The sequence below is a fragment of the Phreatobacter sp. AB_2022a genome (assembly GCF_026847585.1).
Lineage (GTDB): Bacteria > Pseudomonadota > Alphaproteobacteria > Rhizobiales > Phreatobacteraceae > Phreatobacter.
The window spans coordinates 93,205-109,627 of sequence record NZ_JAPSET010000009.1 but is presented as its reverse complement, the minus strand read 5'-3'; the positions used below and the strand labels follow the sequence as shown (position 1 = coordinate 109,627).

The 16,423-nt window shown below is 68.4% G+C and carries 15 protein-coding genes; 4 read left to right on the top strand and 11 right to left on the bottom strand.

Annotated features, from left to right (window positions below):
- Window positions 1-13 precede the first annotated feature (13 nt).
- From OZ671_RS09060 to OZ671_RS09035, 6 genes are all read right to left on the bottom strand, one after another.
- A complete protein-coding gene (locus OZ671_RS09060) occupies window positions 14-859 on the bottom strand; it encodes a 6-bladed beta-propeller (RefSeq protein WP_268860455.1) in 846 nt (281 codons plus the stop codon).
- Between the two features lie 87 nt (window positions 860-946).
- Window positions 947-2,251 (bottom strand): MFS transporter, encoded by a 1,305-nt coding sequence (locus OZ671_RS09055; protein WP_268860454.1) that lies wholly within the window; start codon window positions 2,249-2,251, stop codon window positions 947-949.
- A gap of 98 nt (window positions 2,252-2,349) precedes the next feature.
- A complete protein-coding gene (locus OZ671_RS09050) occupies window positions 2,350-3,675 on the bottom strand; it encodes an amidase (RefSeq protein WP_268860453.1) in 1,326 nt (441 codons plus the stop codon).
- Between the two features lie 11 nt (window positions 3,676-3,686).
- Window positions 3,687-4,355, bottom strand: a complete 669-nt coding sequence (locus OZ671_RS09045) for a DUF4286 family protein (RefSeq protein ID WP_268860452.1) — start codon at window positions 4,353-4,355, stop codon at window positions 3,687-3,689.
- A 102-nt stretch (window positions 4,356-4,457) separates the two neighbouring features.
- Complete coding sequence (locus OZ671_RS09040; RefSeq protein ID WP_268860451.1) at window positions 4,458-5,384, bottom strand: LysR family transcriptional regulator; 927 nt, start codon at window positions 5,382-5,384, stop codon at window positions 4,458-4,460.
- Window positions 5,381-6,358: an NAD-dependent epimerase/dehydratase family protein gene (locus OZ671_RS09035; RefSeq protein ID WP_268860450.1), complete on the bottom strand. Its 978-nt coding sequence runs from the start codon at window positions 6,356-6,358 to the stop codon at window positions 5,381-5,383. The genes OZ671_RS09040 and OZ671_RS09035 overlap by 4 nt, the downstream gene beginning before the upstream one ends.
- 92 nt (window positions 6,359-6,450) lie before the next feature.
- On the opposite strand from OZ671_RS09035, the gene OZ671_RS09030 reads away from it, so the two are divergent.
- The gene (locus OZ671_RS09030) at window positions 6,451-7,356 is read left to right on the top strand and encodes a LysR family transcriptional regulator (RefSeq protein WP_268860449.1); all 906 of its coding nucleotides are present in this window, start codon (window positions 6,451-6,453) and stop codon (window positions 7,354-7,356) included.
- Here OZ671_RS09030 and OZ671_RS09025 read toward each other — a convergent pair.
- On the bottom strand, window positions 7,351-8,946 hold the full coding sequence (locus OZ671_RS09025; RefSeq protein WP_268860448.1) for an AMP-binding protein: 1,596 nt from the start codon (window positions 8,944-8,946) through the stop codon (window positions 7,351-7,353). The two genes, OZ671_RS09030 and OZ671_RS09025, sit on opposite strands and share 6 nt — an antisense overlap.
- Window positions 8,947-9,198: 252 nt before the next feature.
- Here OZ671_RS09025 and OZ671_RS09020 point away from each other — a divergent pair, with 252 nt between their 5' ends.
- Window positions 9,199-9,459 carry a GNAT family N-acetyltransferase gene (locus OZ671_RS09020; protein WP_268860447.1) on the top strand — a complete coding sequence of 87 codons (261 nt, stop codon included), beginning with the start codon at window positions 9,199-9,201 and terminating at the stop codon, window positions 9,457-9,459.
- A gap of 192 nt (window positions 9,460-9,651) precedes the next feature.
- The gene (locus tag OZ671_RS09015; RefSeq protein WP_268860446.1) at window positions 9,652-10,593 is read left to right on the top strand and encodes a DMT family transporter; all 942 of its coding nucleotides are present in this window, start codon (window positions 9,652-9,654) and stop codon (window positions 10,591-10,593) included.
- A 226-nt stretch (window positions 10,594-10,819) separates the two neighbouring features.
- Here the strand turns inward: OZ671_RS09015 and OZ671_RS09010 are convergent, their stop codons facing one another.
- From OZ671_RS09010 to OZ671_RS09000, 3 genes are read right to left on the bottom strand one after another with little or no spacing between them, the layout of a single operon-like run.
- Window positions 10,820-11,425 carry a flavin reductase family protein gene (locus OZ671_RS09010; RefSeq protein WP_268860445.1) on the bottom strand — a complete coding sequence of 202 codons (606 nt, stop codon included), beginning with the start codon at window positions 11,423-11,425 and terminating at the stop codon, window positions 10,820-10,822.
- Between the two features lie 8 nt (window positions 11,426-11,433).
- Entirely contained in the window at window positions 11,434-12,393 is a 960-nt protein-coding gene (locus tag OZ671_RS09005; protein WP_268860444.1) for a carbon-nitrogen hydrolase family protein, read from the bottom strand.
- On the bottom strand, window positions 12,390-14,021 hold the full coding sequence (locus tag OZ671_RS09000; protein ID WP_268860443.1) for an MFS transporter: 1,632 nt from the start codon (window positions 14,019-14,021) through the stop codon (window positions 12,390-12,392). The genes OZ671_RS09005 and OZ671_RS09000 overlap by 4 nt, the downstream gene beginning before the upstream one ends.
- Before the next feature lie 179 nt (window positions 14,022-14,200).
- On the opposite strand from OZ671_RS09000, the gene OZ671_RS08995 reads away from it, so the two are divergent.
- On the top strand, window positions 14,201-15,106 hold the full coding sequence (locus OZ671_RS08995) for an IclR family transcriptional regulator (RefSeq protein ID WP_268860442.1): 906 nt from the start codon (window positions 14,201-14,203) through the stop codon (window positions 15,104-15,106).
- A gap of 87 nt (window positions 15,107-15,193) precedes the next feature.
- On the opposite strand, the gene OZ671_RS08990 is transcribed toward OZ671_RS08995, so the two are convergent.
- Window positions 15,194-16,399 carry an acyltransferase family protein gene (locus OZ671_RS08990; RefSeq protein ID WP_268860441.1) on the bottom strand — a complete coding sequence of 402 codons (1,206 nt, stop codon included), beginning with the start codon at window positions 16,397-16,399 and terminating at the stop codon, window positions 15,194-15,196.
- Window positions 16,400-16,423 lie beyond the last annotated feature (24 nt).

The following is a 16,423-nucleotide window of genomic DNA, read 5'->3' as shown; positions in this document are numbered from 1 at the left end:
GCCTGATCCAGGATCAGGCCGGCCCGATCATGCGGTACTTGGCGATGCCGGAGGGCAATTGCTCGGCGACGAACAGATTGCCCTCCCCGTCGCCCCACAGGCCGTGGGGATAGACCGAAAAGGCCCGCATCGCGCCTTTCACCCGCCCGTTGCCGTCGAGCCTGACGATGCGCGGCGTCTGGTCGGAGACGAAGAGGTCGCCGCCGGCGCTGCCCCAGATGTCCATCGGCTTGGTGAAGCCGGTCCAGACCGCCAGGAGATCGCCGCCGCGGCCGAACACCTGGATGCGGCTGTTGTCGCGGTCGAGCACCAGAACCCTGTCGTCTGCGGTGACCCAGATGCCGTGCGGACAGGCGAACTCGCCCGGCGCGGCTCCCGGCGCGCCCCAGCTCGCGATCAGCGCGCCGTCGGGCGTGAAACGATGCACCCGGGCATTGCCGTACCCATCGGTGACGTAGATTTCGCCGTCGGACGCGACCGCGATATCCGTCGGATGGTTGAACGGAGCGCCCCAGGAGGGATGATCGAACCGGCCGAGCTCCAGCGTGATCCCGCCCTGCGCGTCGAAGCGCAGCACCTGATGAGCGTCGAACGAGGTGATGAACAGATTGCCGTCGGCATCCAGCGCGACGCCATGCACGCTCGGCAATTGCGGATGGTGCCATGACGTCTCGAGCCGGCCGTCCGGAGCGAAGACCAGGACCGCCGGCGCGCTGCGCTGGACGACCACCACCCGGCCGTCGCGCCGCACGGCGAGCTGACTGATCGGCCCGAATTCGGCCCCGGCGGGCAGCTTCGCCCAATCGCGCTCGACGGCATAGCGAACGACACCGTCGGTCGTCATCAGGATCCGCGTCATCGCGCTGCCTCCGGCGGGTCGACGTCCAGCGGCCCTCCCCCGCGCGCGGGAAAGGGCCTTTTTGCATTCCGGAACCGGCGCCGCACCCTATTCGCTGAGATGCGCCCGATAGGTCTCGCGGGCCACGGCCAGCATCGTCAGGGTAATGGCGAGCGCCGCCACGACATAGAGCGAAATGGCCGTGGTCGTGCCGTAGCGCTGGAACAGCGTCGCGATGATCAGCGGCGCGAAGCCGCCGCCGACGACACCGGCGAAGGTATAGGCGAGCGAGGCGCCGCTATAGCGGACATGGGTTGGGAACTGCTCGACGATGAAGGCCGCCTGCGGACCGTACATCGCCGCGTGGAAGAGGAGGCCGACCGTCGCGCCGAGCACGATCATCAGCGGCTCGCGGGTGTCGAGCAGCACGAAGAAGGCGAAGGCCCAGACGACGCCGCCCAGCGCACCGAAGGCATAGACCGGACGCCGGCCGATCTTGTCGGACAGCAGCCCGAACAGCGGCACGGCCAGGGCGTTGAAGCCGGCCCCGACCAGCACGGCGGTCAGCGCCAGCGAGCGCGGCAGGTTCAGCACCTGGGTGACATAGGTCAGGATGAACACGACGACGAGCGCATAGAGCACGTCCGAGCCGATGCGCACGCCGCCGGCCACGACGAGCCGGCGCCAGTGCTGGCCCAGCACCTCGCCGATCGGCGCCTCGGCCTTGGTATTGTGCTCCTCCATCTCCTTGAACATCGGCGTCTCCTCGACACCGCGCCGGATCCAGAGGCCGAAAATGACGAGCACGACGCTCAGGATGAAGGGAATGCGCCAGCCCCAGGCCAGGAAGTCCTGATCCGACAGCGACAGCGTCACCAGCGCGATGACGGCGGTGGCGATCAGCGTGCCCGCCGACGGGCCCATCTGCGTGAACGAGGCGTTGAGGCCGCGCCGGTCCTGGCGGCCGTGCTCCACCGACAGCAGCACGGCGCCGGCCCATTCGCCGCCGAGCGCGACGCCCTGAACGAAGCGCAGCAGCACGAGCAGGATCGGGCTGGCGATGCCGATGGTCTCATAGGTCGGCAGCAGGCCCATGAGCAGCGTGGTCACGCCCATCAGGACGAGGGTCGCGACCAGCACGAAACGGCGGCCGAGCTTGTCGCCGAGATGGCCGAACAGCACGCCGCCGAAGGGGCGCGAGACATAGCCGACGGCATAGGTGGAAAAGGCCAGGATGATGCCGACCAGCGGGTCGAACGAGGGAAAGAAGACCTTGTTGAAGATAAGAGCCGCCATCGTGTTGTAGATGGTGAACTCGTACCATTCGAGCGTGGTGCCGATCAGGCTGGCCGACGCCAGCTTGCGCATGTCGGGACTTTCGGCGGGCGTATGGCTGGCGGTCGTGGCCGTCATCTGGTTTTTCCCCTTGCTGGATTGGCGCAATGCCTGTTGAACGCCCGGGCCGGGACGGCGGCGCCGTCGCGGCCCGATATCTGTCGAAGAACCGCCCGTCAGCGCGCCAGCGCGGCTTCGACCGCGGCGGCGATGGCGAGAAGGCTGCGGTCGGAGCCGCGCCGCCCCATCAGCATCAGCCCGGCCGGCAGGCCACCGGTCGCCATCGGCAGCGAGATCGCGGGGCAGTCGAAGAGATTGGCGACGCGCGGATTGCGCAGGACGAGGCCGTTCACGCGGTGGAAGGCGGTATCGTCGAGCACCTCCGCGATCGGCGGGGCCGTCACCGGCACCGTCGGCAGCACGAAGACCGTGCCGGCGGCCATGCCGGCGGCAACATCGCCGACCAGGCGCTCGCGCAGCCTGACCATGCGGACATAGTCAGGAGCGGCCTTGCCGGCGCCGGCCTCGATCCGGGCCCGGGTCTTCGGGTCGACGCGATCGAGGCTGCCGACGCCCCGTTCGCGCAAGGTCGCGGCCAGTTCGATCGCGGTGAAGGCGCCGATCGCATCGATCTCCGCCAGGCGGTCGAGCTCGGCTTCGAGCCCGCCCTCCGCGATCGTCATGCCGGCCGCGCGCAGGCGGCTGAGCGCCGTCTCGAAGGCCTCCGCGACCACCGGCTCCGTGTCGGCGAACAGCCGGCCGCGCGGCACGACGAGCCGCACCGCCGCGGCCGGAACCGGGGCCAGTCCATATGCGCTCTCACCCGCGAGAACGGCGTCGGCCAGGGCGCAATCGGCCACATTGCCGGCGATCGCGCCGACCACGTCGAGCGTCGACGACAGGGAAAACGCGCCCGACGTCGGCACGCGGCCGGCGGTGGGCTTGAAGCCGACCGCTCCGGACAGCGCCGCGGGAATGCGCAGCGAGCCGCCGGTATCGGAGCCGATCGCGATGTCGCTCGTGCCATCGACCACGGAGACCACGGCACCGGTGGACGAGCCGCCCGCAACGCGCCCCGGAGCGCGCGGGTTGTCGACATTGCCGTCATGCGGATTGAGGCCGACGGCCGAGAAGGCGAACTCCGTCATCACGGTCTTGCCGACGATGACGGCGCCGGCCTGTTTCAGCCGCGCGATCACCGGAGCGTCGGCCGCGGCCGGCGGCTGATCCCTCAGGACGGCAGAGCCGGCCGCGGTCGTCTCGCCGGCAATGTCGAAGAGATCCTTGACCGACAGGATGCGACCGTCGAGCGGGCCGAGCCCCGCCCCTTCGGCCCGGCGCCGATCGCTGGCAAGGGCCGCGGCCCGCGCCGCGTCCGGATAGAGGCGGGTGAAGGCCGAGACCTTGTCCCGCCCACCGGCTGCGATGCGGTCAAGGACCTGATCGAGCCGCGACGCGGCGGCCGGACGGGTGGTGGCAGGCGCGGAAGCGGTCGACGTCATGGCACCTCGCCTCAGGCCGCACGCTGCGGAATTTCGCTCGATTGCAGGCGCCACATCATCTGCAGCGTCGCGATCTCGCCGGCCGCGATGCCGAGTTCGCCGGCGACCGCCTCCGCGGCGGCCGTCACCGCAGCCTCCGACGTGCCCTCGACGAGCAGCATGGGATCGAGCAGGCGGTTCTCGGCCGGCTCGGCCGGCAGCGGCGTCGAGAGCGCGGCGTCGGGCTCCAGGAGGCGCGTGGCGATGACGCCGTCCCGGCCGGCAGCGGTGCGGCCGAGATCGGCAAGCGTCGCGAGATCAGCGCCCTGCGGCAGGCGGCCGAGCCTGATGATGGCGAGCCAGGTACCGGCGCCGATGCCGCTTTCGACCGTGATCGCGCAGACGCGACGCATGGCATCGCTCATGCGGCCGAAATTGGTCACCGACCAGGGCGTCTGGTGGGCGAAGGCCTGCTTGTATTCCGGGCTGGTGAACACGCCGAGATCGTCGGTACGGTAGAGGCCGAGATATTTGCGCGGCGCCTTGCTGGCAATATAGCGCGCGCCGACCACAAATCCCTTGATCGCAATACGTTCCTCGACGTGTTCGCGGTCGTACCACTTGTTGAAGTCGGCCTCGTGCAACGGATCGATATTGGTCCAGACGAACAGAAGCCCCGGGCAATTCGACTGATCGGCCATTCCCATCCTCGCTAGACTGGCAAAGTTGGGCCGTCATATCGATGTCACGGCAGCCAGCGGTCAAACGGGTTATTTTGATGGCCGGCGATAGATTTTTCTGCGTCAGCCCCCCGTCGGCGGCACCGCCATCGGCGCGCCGACGCGCTCGGCGAAAGCCAGCGCCGTCTCGTAGGCGAGCGCGGCGACCACCTCCGAAGCGCGGTTGGTCGGGTCGATCCGGTGGCTCACCACCAGCCGCAGCGGCCCGAGATTGGCCGAACAGGGGATGATCGCCAGGCGCCCATCGGCAAGTTCCTCGCGGATCGCAGCGAGCGGCAGCACGGCAGCGCCGAAGCCGGCCGTCGCGAGGCGGATGATCGCGGCGATCGAGCTAATGCAATGGATCGTCTTGGGCGTCACGTCTTCGCGCCGGCAGGTGTCGAGCAGCGCAAGATGCGGCTGCGACCCGCGCGTCATGGCGATCAGCGGCTGCTCGGCCAGCTCGGCCAGCGTCAGGACGCGACGGCCGGCCTGTCCGCCGCCCGGGCCGACCCAGCCCATCGGCATCAGGCCGATCTCGCGGTTGCGCACGGATTCGTCCAGGATCGCATCGGTCTGGATCGCGACGTCGGTCTGGCCGCGCCGCAGATCCTCGTGCAGCCGATGGGTCGGCTCGGCCGTGAGCTGGATCTCCAGGCCGCCATGCCGGCGCTTCAGCTCGTCGAGGAAATCGATCAGCCAGGTATGGACGATGGTCTCGACCACCCCGATGCGCAGCGTGCCCGTGAGCTCCGATCCCGTCCGCACCGCCGTCTGCATGTCCCGGCCGATTTCCAGCATGCGCTCGGCATAGGGCAGCAGCACCCGCCCGGCGGCGGTCAGCTTCAGCTCGCGCGGATCACGATCGAACAGCTTCTGGCCGAAATCCTCCTCGAGCGAGGCGATGCGGCTCGAAATCGCCGCCTGCGTCAGGTTCAGCCGATCGGCCGCTCCGCGAAAGCTGCCAAGCCGCGCCACCCAGACGAAGGCTTCGAGAAAGCGTGTGTTCAATGATCGGCCTCTCCGCCCTGCCCCAATGCTCCAAGTCCCCTCAACGTCGCGCGCACGGCCTCGTCGAGCGGCGTCCGCGGTTCGTCGCCGAGCAATGCCCTGAGCCGCGCATTGTCCAGGCGCACCGGCTCCTGCCAGAGATAGCGCATTTCGCGCAACTCGCGGAACAGCGGCACGACCGGCGATGCGAGCGCCGCCAGCCACCAGGGGAAGGCCGAGACGCGCGGAGCCGGGACGCCGGCGGCCCGCCCGATCGCCGCCACCATGGCGCGCCCGTCGGCATCCCAATGACCATCCATATGGTAGCAGGCGAAATCGGCAAGCTCCGCCTCGCGCTCGACCAGCCGGATCATCGTTTCCGCGACATCGGGCAGATAGGCCCATTGATGGCCGGTGCCGGGCCGGCCCGGATAGGTGATGCGGGTCACGCGGCGGCCGGGCTTCACCAGACCCTGCGAGAACCAATTGTTGGCCGCACGCGGCCCGAAGAAGTCGCCAGCCCGCACGACCAGCGTCCTGACGCCGTCGCCGGCGGCCACCTTCAGGCGCCGCTCCATCTCCACCCGCACCCTGCCCTTGCGCGTTAGCGGATTCTGCGGCGCGTCCTCGGCGATGGGCCGGCGATAGGCGTCGGCACCGTAGTTGTAGACCGTACCCGGCAGCAGGATGCGAGCGCCCGAGGCGCGCGCCGCGGCGATGCTGCTGTCCAGCATCGGCAGGACCAGTTCCTCCCAGCGCCGATAGCCCGGCGGATTGACCGCATGAACGATCAGGGCGGCGCCTTCGGCGGCGGCGATCACGTCGGCGGGCCGCATCGCGTCGCCCTGCACCCAGGCAAGGCCCGGCTCGGCCTGGCGCGCCGCGCTGCGATTGAGCGCCTTCACCTGCCAGCCGCGCGCGGCGAGTCGGCGCGCGACTTCGCCGCCGATGCCGCCGGTCGCGCCGAGAACCAGTGCCGTCTCTGTCCGCGTCATGTCGATCTCCTTGGTCAAGCACGGTCGGAGGATCGATCGCCACGGGTCAAAAGAAAATTGGCTAAATGAGTGCAGACGATATACATGAATGTATGACTACGACCGCCCCCGACTGGGATCTCTACCGGAGCCTGCTCGCCGTGCTGGACGAAGGCTCCCTCTCCGGCGCAGCCCGCGCACTGGGCCTGACGCAGCCAACCATCGGCCGGCACGTCGACGCCCTCGAAACCGCGCTCGGGCTCGAACTGTTCACCCGTTCCCAGCAGGGCTTGCAGCCGACCGATGCGGCGCTGCAGCTGCGGCCCTATGCCGAAAGCCTCGCCGCCACGGCAGCGGCGCTGGTGCGCGCCGCCTCAGGCGAGCGCGAGGCCGTGCGCGGCGTCGTCCGGATCGCGGCGAGCGAAATGATCGGAATCGAGGTTCTGCCCGCCATCCTGACACCCTTGCGCGAGCGCCATCCCGAACTCGTCTTCGAGCTCGCCCTGTCGAGCGCGGTCGAGGACCTGATCCGCCGCGAGGCCGATATCGCCGTGCGCATGGTCGGGCCGACGCAGGAGGCACTGGTCGCCAGGCGGATCGGCGAGATCAAGGTCGGGCTGCATGCCAGCCGCCATTACATTGCGCGGGCCGGACGGCCCGAACGGATCGAGGATCTCGCGCGGCACACGCTCATCGGCTTCGACAGGGAGACGCCGGCGATCCGCAGCATGCGCCGGCGCGTCAGCGGCTTCGACCGGATGATGTTCGCGCTGCGCGCCGACAGCGACCTCGCCCAGCTCGCCATGATCCGCGCCGGCTACGGCATCGGCGGCTGCCAGATCGGCATAGCCCGGCGTGATCCGGATCTCGTGCCGCTGCTGCCGGATGCCTTCATGCTCGGCCTCGACACATGGGTGGCCATGCACGAGGACCTGCGATCGAGCCGACGCTGCCGGATCGTGTTCGACGCCCTGGTCGATGGCCTGAACGCCTATCTCGCCTGGCAGAATGCCTCATGAGGCTGCCTCGAGACGCCGCCGCAGCTCCGCCTTGGCGATCTTCTCGAGCGTTGCGCGCGGCATGTCGTCGACAAGATGAACCTCGCGCGGCACCTTGAAGTCGGCGAGCACCGCCCGGCAGGCCGCCAGCACCTCGTCGGCAAAGCCGGGGCGTGCCGCCGCGGCGCCGCCCTGCGGGATGATGAAGACGACGGGCACCTCGTCCAGCATCGGGTGCTTCTTGGCGACGACGGCGGTCTCGACCACCCCCGGCACGGTCATCACCACCTGCTCGATCTCGGAGGCCGCGACATTCTCGCCGCCGACCTTGAGCATGTCCTTGTCGCGATCGGCGAAGCGGATGAAACCGTTCTCGAGCCGGGTCACCCGGTCGCCGGTGATGAAATAGCCGGCCTCATCGAAGCTTTCGCGCATCGCCTTGGCGTTGTGCAGATATTCGGCGAACAGCGAGAGCCCGCGAATGCCACGGATCAGGAGGTGGCCGGTCTCCCCGACCGCCGTCGGCGCACCACCGTCGTCGACGATCCGGATCTGATATTCGGGGGCCGGCCGGCCGATGGCCATCGGCGTGTTGGGCTGGTGCAACTCGCCGACGATGCCGTGGGTGATGGTTTCGGTCATGCCCCACCAGCCGATGGTGCGCACACCGAACAGCGCGTCGGTGGGCGGCGAGGAGACGGCGCTGCCCCACAGCCGGAAGCTGTGGCGCTCGGGGATGTCCCGCTCCATCAGCGCGCGGACGCAGAACGGCACCACCGAGGTCCAGGTGCAGCGATGGGCCGCCGCCACGCTCCAGAACCGGCTTGCCGAGAAGCGCGGCTGGATCACGGCGGTCGCCCCGACCCAGAGTGCGGCCAGCACCGAATAGGCCTGGGCATTGGTATGGAACAGCGGCAGATGGACGAGATGCACGTCGTCCGGCCGCAGGTCCTCGTGCGCGGCATTGATCTTGGCGCCCCAGAGCGCATTGGCATGCGTCCACAACACCGCCTTCGGGCGCGCCGTCGTGCCCGACGTGTACTGGACGCTGCAGGGGTGCAGCGGGTCGGCCGGCCGCCGCGGCCGGTCGGCCGGGTCGGCGAACAACGCCTCAAGGCGCTCGCCGCGCGCCGCGCCCTGGCCGGCCGCCGGCGCGACGCCGCCATCGTGGCCGGTGACCGCGATCCAGCGCAGCCCCGGACAGGCCGAGGCGACGAGCCCTGCATAGGCGGGCTGCGTGATGGCCGCGACCGCCTGCGAATGTTCGGCGAAATAGGCGACTTCCGCGGGCGCCGAGCGGGTGTTGGTCGTCACCGCCACCGCGCCGAGCTCGACGAGCGCATACCAGGCGAGCAGCGCCTCGATGCAATTGTCGAGATGAATGAGCACGAAGTCGCCCGGGCGGACGCCGCGGCGCGCGAGGCCCGCGGCGAGCGCGCCGACCCGGTCGTGAAACTCACCATAGCTCCAGGATCGGGCCGGAGCGTCAAAGGGCGCCCAGATCAGGAACGGATGATCCCGTCGTGTCTCCGCGCGCATGCGCAGCAGCCAGGGCACGTCGAGGCCGGCAAACGGAATCACCTGACCTGTCACCATGTCCGGGGCTGGCATTGTGGACGCTCCTCTCGCAGTGCCGGCGTCGGGCGCGCCGGCTTCCTGGGCGAAGTTTCGCGCGTGGCGGCGGCCTTGCAAAGACCGCCAGTCCGCCGATCGCCCGACGCCGCCGACAAGCACGCCGACGCCGCCTTGCCGTAACGGCAGAGCGGCCTGCCTCGCCCCGCAGGGCTGGCGACTTGATCGTGGCGATGACGGACGCCATCTCTTTAGCCGGGCTAGCGGAATTGGGGTTGGAACAAGCCGATCATGACCGAGCGCATCCATGACAATGTCGAGGCGAAACGCTTCGAGCTCCATGTCGGCGGCGACATCGTCTTCGCCAATTACCGGCGCGATCCGGGATCGATCGTCATCCTGCATGTCGAGGCCCCCGTGCCTCTGCGCGGCACCGGCGCCGCCGGTCGCCTGATGGAAGGCATCGTCGCCCTCGCCGCGGCCGAAGGGCGCGACGTGGTTCCGCTCTGCTCCTATGCCTCGGCCTGGATGCGGCGCCATCGACCTGGCTGACTGCGTTGAAATGCCGCTGCCGCGCGGAGGGGCTTGCCGGCGCGGCCCGGTTCGGCCATGCAGCGCTCGCTGAGGCTGCGATTTCCGCTCCGTCCGCGCGCGGGCCTTGGGCCTTGGAGGCGCCCATCCGGGCCCCGCTCCCTGGGGCCGTGCCACCGGCGCCGGGCGAATGTCGGGTTCACGACCCGAGGCATGATCGCCGTCCGTGCCCGAGGAGCCCGCGCCCTGGCCAAGAGTCCCGAGAAACAGAACATTTCGCTCGGCATCATCATGATGCTGACCGGGTTCTTCCTGTTCGCCGCCAATGACACGCTGGGCAAATGGCTGCTCGGCACGTTCACGGTCGGGCAGATCATGCTCGCCCGGTCGGTGGTCGGCCTCGCCATCATCCTGCCGCTGATCGTCCGCGGCGGCCTGCTGCCGCTGCGCACCCAGCCCAAGCCCTGGCTGCAGGTCCTGCGCGGCGTCCTGGCGATGCTGGAGGCCTCGCTGTTCTTCTGGGCCTTGACCGACCTGCCGCTGGCCAGCGTCATGACCTATTACCTCGCCGGGCCGATCTACGTGACGGCGCTGTCGCCCTGGCTGCTCGGCGAACATGTCGGCTGGCGCCGCTGGAGCGCGGTCGGCGTCGGCTTTTTCGGCGTGGTCCTGGCGCTGTCTCCCACCGATGCGAGCCTGTCCTTCGGCGCGCTCTGCGCTCTCGCCGGCAGCTTCAGCTATGCCTGCTTCATGGTCGCCACGCGCAAGCTCGCGGGGACGAGCAACGCGGTGCTGATGGGCTGGCAACTGGTCGCAGCCCTGGGCTTCGGCGTGACCATGGTGGCCTGGCAGGGCTGGACGCCGCCCGGCCCCTTCGATGCGACGTTGCTCGTCGTGCTCGGCCTCGGCTCGCTGGCCGGCAACCTCTGCGTCAACCTCGCCCTGAAGCTCGCGCCCGCATCGGTTGTCGTTCCCTATCAATATACACTGATAGTCTGGGGCATTCTGTTCGGTTATCTGGTCTTCGGCGAGGTTTCCGACATGAAGACGCTGGCCGGAGCCGCGATCATCGTCGGCGCCGGCCTGTTCATCTTCTTGCGCGAGCAGCAATTACAGCGCCAGAAGAGGGCAGAAGCGGCTCGCGAACATTGCTGATATCGCGGAGAGAGTGCGACGTCTTGATGACGGTCGGAAGAATCGGGTTCACAATCTCACCCCGATGAGCTAGAGACTCCGCCGTCCATCTCGTAGCGGCGTCGTGTCATGGGTTTTGCCAACAACCAGATCACCGGGCCCGCCATGCTTGTCTGGGGCGGCTTCATCGTAGCCTTGATGGCATCCTTGTGGATGTGGGCCTGAGTCCGGCCCTGATCGGCCCGGCTCAAGGCCGCGCCATCTGAAACAGCCCCCCGGGGCGCGAATACCAGCCACTGCCATGCATGCGGCCGATAAGGCCGAGCGAGGGCGTGTCGATATGGCCGCGCGCGGCGTCGAGCACGAGCCGATCGGCAACATGCGCGCACAGGACCTGCCCGATGACGGTCATCTGCCGCGGGCCAGTCACGACGGAGGCCAGATTGCGGCATTCGAGCGCAACCGGGCTGTCGGCGATGCGAGGAGGCCGCACCTGCGCCGATGGAACCGTGCCGAGGCCGGCCAGTGCCAGCTCGTCGACCTCCGGGTCGAGATCCGCGCAGGTTGCGTTCATCGCCTCCGCCATGCTCTCGGGCACGAGCTGAACCACGAACTCGCCAGTCGCCAGGATATTTGCGGCGGTGTCCTTCAGGCCGCGCCGCGGATGGCGCAGCAGGCCGAGGGCGACCGTCGGCGGCTCGTGCCCCATGACATTGAAGAAGCTGAACGGCGCCGCATTGGCGATGCCGTCGGGCGAGCAGGTGGTGACCCAGGCGATCGGCCGCGGCGTCACCGTGGCGGTCAGGATCTTGTAGCCGATCTCGGCCGGGAGTTCCGTCAGGTCGAACAGCATGGACGCAGTCAGCTCCCGGCTTGCGGATCGCCGAGCGTCGAGACCGCCGGCCTCGGCCTGTCGTCGACGGTCAGGCTGAAGATGTCAGGCCGGGCATAGTGGCCGACCACGTCGAAATCGAACTTGCCGCGCGCGACCTCGCCAAGGTCGATATCGGCGTAGAGGATGGTCTCGCCGGTGAAATCGGGTCCGGCCAGCACGCCGCCGAGCGGATCGACGATGGCGCTGCCGCCGCGCATCAGAACGGTGTCAGGATCATCGCCGAGCGCGCATTCGTGCCCGGCGGGGAAGGCGCCGCGGCGGATGTGCTGGCAGGCGGTCAGCACGAAGCAGCGGCCCTCCAGGGCGATGTGGCGCATCGACGGCAGCCAGGTGTCGCGGTCGTCGGCGGTCGGCGCGCAATAGATGCTGATGCCCTGGCTGAACATGTGCATGCGCAGCATGGGCATGTAGTTCTCCCAGCAGATCACCGCGCCAATCCGGCCGAGCGAGGTTTTGAAAACGGGCATGGTCGAACCGTCTCCGAACCCCCAGATCAGCCGTTCGCCGGCGGTCGGCATCAGTTTGCGGTGCTTGCCGATCAGGCCTGCCGCGCCATCGAAAAACAGGACGGTGCAGTGAAGCGTGCCGCCGTCGCGCTCGATGCAGCCGATGACGGCGAACAGGCCGGTGGTGGCGGTGGCCGCGGCGATCGCCGCGACTTCCGGCCCGTCGAGGTCGATCGCCTGCTCGAAATAGCGGCGGAACGCATCCCGCCCCTCGGGCTTGCGCATGCCGATCGGCGCGCCGAACGAGGCGCCCTTCGGATAACCACCAAGGAAGGCTTCCGGAAAGACGATCAGTCGCGCACCCGCCCCCGCCGCCTCTTCGATCAGCCGCGCGGCCTTGGTTGCGGACGCCATGGCATCGTCGGGGCAGGACGCTGCCTGGGCCACCGCCGCCTTGTAGCGGACAACGCTCACGGTCATCCCTCCCGGTCCAGCTGCGGGCGGTTCGGCAGGACGAGCGTGCCGATGATCAGGGTGACCGATGTGATCACGACCGGGTACCAGAGGCCGGCAAAGACATCGCCGACCGCCAGCGACAGATAGGTTGCGAAGAACGGCAGGAAGCCACCGAAAATCCCGGCGCCGATATGATAGGGGAAGGATAGCGCGGTGTAGCGGATATTGGCCGGGAAGACTTCGACCAGGAACGAGGCGACCGGACCATAGACCATGGCGGCAATGACGGTCATCGCCACCAGGAGCAGCACGATGAGGGTGGATGAAACCCGTGCCGGATCCGCCGCCGCCGGATAGCCCGCCTCGGCGAGAGCCTTGCGGTAGCCAGCGGGATCGAAGCCTGCGACCGTCTTGCCCTGCACCGAAATCGCCACGGCTTCGCCGGCCAGCGGCGGCCCGTAGCTGAAATTGATGCCGCTGGCGATCAGCAGCTTCTTGGCCTGGACGCAGGGCTTGGCGTGATCGCGGTGCGTGTTGAGCAGAGAGGCGGCCAGCCCGAAGCTGCAGGCGTCGCTGCGGCTGTCGGCATGCACGGTGACGGGGGCGCCGGAGGTCGCGGCGACGAGCTGCGGATTGCCCGCCTCCATGAGCATGGCGAACATCGGCCGGTAGCACAGCGCGGCCAGCAGCAGGCCCGCCATCATCAGCCATTTCCGGCCGAGCCGGTCCGAGAGCCAGCCGAAGAAGATGAAGCTGGGCGCGCCGATCAGGAGGCCCACCGCCATCAGCAGATAGGACGTCTGCAGATCGATCTTCACCACCTGCTGCATGAAGATCATCACGTAGAACTGGCCGGTGAAATAGGACGCGCCCATGCCGGCGGTGACGCCGAACAGCGCGATCAGGATCAGGCGCAGACTGGACCAGCGGCCGAACGTGTCGGCGATCGGACTCTTCGACAGCCGCCGCTCGGCCTTCATCCGCGCGAAGACCGGCGATTCGTGCAGCTTCGCCCGCACATAGATCGAGAAAGCCAACATGGCGATCGAAACGATGAACGGGATGCGCCAGCCCCAGGCCTTGAACGCGCTCTCCGACATGAGGGCCTGCGTGCACAGGATCACGACGATCGACAGCGCCAGCCCGATCGAGGAGGTGATCTGGATCCAGCCGGTCAGGAGACCGCGGCGGTCGGGACGCGAATGCTCGGCCACATAGATGACGGCACCGCCATATTCGCCGCCGACGGCAAGTCCCTGCACCAGCCGGAGGATCAGGAGCGAGATCCAGGCGGCATGGCCGACGGAGGCATAGCTCGGCAGGAAGCCGATCAGCGCCGTGCTGCCTCCCATCATCACGATGGTGATGAGGAAGGTGTATTTGCGGCCGACCATGTCGCCGATCCGGCCGAACAGGATCGCGCCGATCGGCCGGATGACGAAGCCCGCGGCGAGCGCGCCGAGCGAGGCGAGCAGCGCAGCGGTCGGATTGTCGGGCGGGAACAGCACCGAGCTCATGAACACGGCCAGCGAGCCGTAGATGAAGAAATCATACCACTCGAAAACGGTACCGAGCGTCGAGGCCAGAACGACCTGCCGCTCCTCCGAGCGCGTGAAATCCTGCGCCGTTGCCGGCCTGATCGTGGCGTCCATCGGCCATCCCCTCGTTGCGGCTCAAGCGTGCGTGTCGGCGCGAGAGCTCGTCATTCTCTATGATCAAAAACATATGATATTGTCAAATTCACTGCCGCTTGAAATCGACGCGGCGAATGCCCAAGCTCGCGGCAGCGTCGCAGCGGCGGCATGAAGCACTTGATTCCAAAGGACATTCGGTGAACGCTTCTGGTAAGGATGCAAGTCGCGGCAGGCCTCCCCGGCAGGCCGCTGCCCAGGCTGAAAGCCCGCCGGCTGCCCGCGCGACCGCCAAGGCGGCGCCTGCGGACCGGCCGGGCCGGCGCGGCATCCAGTCGATCGAGATCGGCTTCAGGATTCTGGACTACCTGCTCACGGCGCTGCGTCCGGTGCCGCTCAAGATGATCGCCGCGGGGACCGGCATGTCGGCCGCCAATGTCCACTATTATCTCGTGAGCTTTCAGGCCGTCGGCATCGTGCGGCAGGAAACCGATACCGGCTGCTATGCCCTTGGCCCCTACGCGCTCAAGCTCGGCATGGCGGCGATCGAACAGTTCGACGTGTTCACCGCCGCCCGGCCGGTCATGGCGGAGCTCGCGACGTCCATCGGTCACACGGTCTTTCTCGGGGTCTGGGGCAATCGCGGCCCGACCATCGTCTACCGCGTCGAAGGTGGCGCCAGCCGGCCGATCATCGAGCTGCGCGTCGGCAGCGTGCTGACTCTGCTGCGCTCCGCTCTCGGCCGCAATTTCCTGGCCCATCTGCCGCCCGACCTCACCCGCCCGATGCTGGCGCAGGAACTCGCCGAAGGCCCCCCCAATGGGCGCGGGCCGAAGGCCGACGACACGCCCGACAGCCCGGCAGAGGTGGCGGAGATGACGGCCGCCATCCGGCGCAACGGCATCAGCCGCTGCCGCGACGCGCTCCTGGCCAACTTCACCTCGCTTTCGGCTCCGATCTTCGACCAGACCGGCTTCATGATCGCCGCGATCACGCTGATGGGGCCGATCGGCGTGCTCGACGACGACCTCGCCGGATCGACCGCGCAGGCCCTGCGCGATCAGGCGCGCGCCATCTCGGCCATAGCCGGCTGGACGCCTGGCTAGGCGCGCGCCGGGCAAGGCATCCCTCGCCGTCCCGCCGGATCGAGGGCGAAGCGGGGCGCTGCGCCGCCAGCCGCATGGACGGCGCGGTCAGGCGGCCGGCGCCAGGCCTGCCTCCGGCCGGCTCGCGGCCTTCAGACCAAACAAGGGCCTCAGCCGGGCGCTGCGGCGCGCAATCTCGTAGGTCAGCACGCAGGCGACCACCGTGGCTGAGACGATGATCGCGGCCTCGGCGGCCGCCGGCAGCCGCCACGACGCGACGGCATAAGCGACGGCGATGATCACGGTCTGGTGGATGATGTAATAGGGGAAGACCGCTTCGGTCAGATAGCGCCGCGCGGCCGAATCCCGCCGGGGCAGCCAGCGTCGCCCGAAACCGAGCACCGCCACGATCGCGCACCATTGCTGGATTCCGAAAGCCGCCCGCTGGCCGGCCGGCAGCCAGTCGGACGCGAGGCCGTTCTGGCGGGCGAGATAGGCTCCGACATAAAGGCCGTAGCCGAGCATCGCGACGGTCAGTGCGCGCCAACGCCAGTCCTCGATCGCCTGCCAGAGGAACACCGAGCGTGCGATCAGGAACCCCACCAGGAACAGCGCAAAATAGGCTGCGTGCGCATACCAGTCGTCGAACAGCGCATGCGTCTCCGGAAACCGAGGAAACAGCACGATCCGGCAGAGCGCGAGCAGCAGGGCCGGCCAGACGAGAAGGCCAATGCCCGACATAGCTCGCTCCAGAAGCGGCTGCAGGCGCTCGACCAGCCGGGGAACCAGCGCGAGGATGGCGGCGAGCAGCATGGTGTAGGTCCACAGATAGAGCACGAACCAAAGGTGGTTCCAGGTCGGCAGGATGATGCACCGGCGCTGGTCGGTCAGCGCGCAGAACGGGTGCGGCAGGCCGAGATAGTCGGCGACATAGAAGTCCCAGAAACTGCCGCGATAACCGAAACTGTCGACGACCTGCAGATAGGACTGGGGCGGCACGACGACCAGCATGCCGAAGGCGAGCGGCACGAGCAGGCGCCACGACCTCAGCCGGGCGAGCCGGCCGGGCGTCAGGCGGCCGATCATGAAGGCGGTCGCGCAGCCGGAGACGAGAAAGAGCAGGCCGAGCCGCCAGGGGTTGAGCGCCAGCATCAGCGGCTCGATCGACGGCACGATCGACGGGCTCTTCACATGGAAGCCCCAGCTCACGTAGAGCATGCCGACATGATAGAGGATGAGGAGGCCGAAGGCCGCGATGCGGATCCAGTCGAGATCGATGCGCCGCTCCGCCGGCGCTGCTGTCGTTGCAGCCATGATGCCTGATCCTGTTGTCGCCGC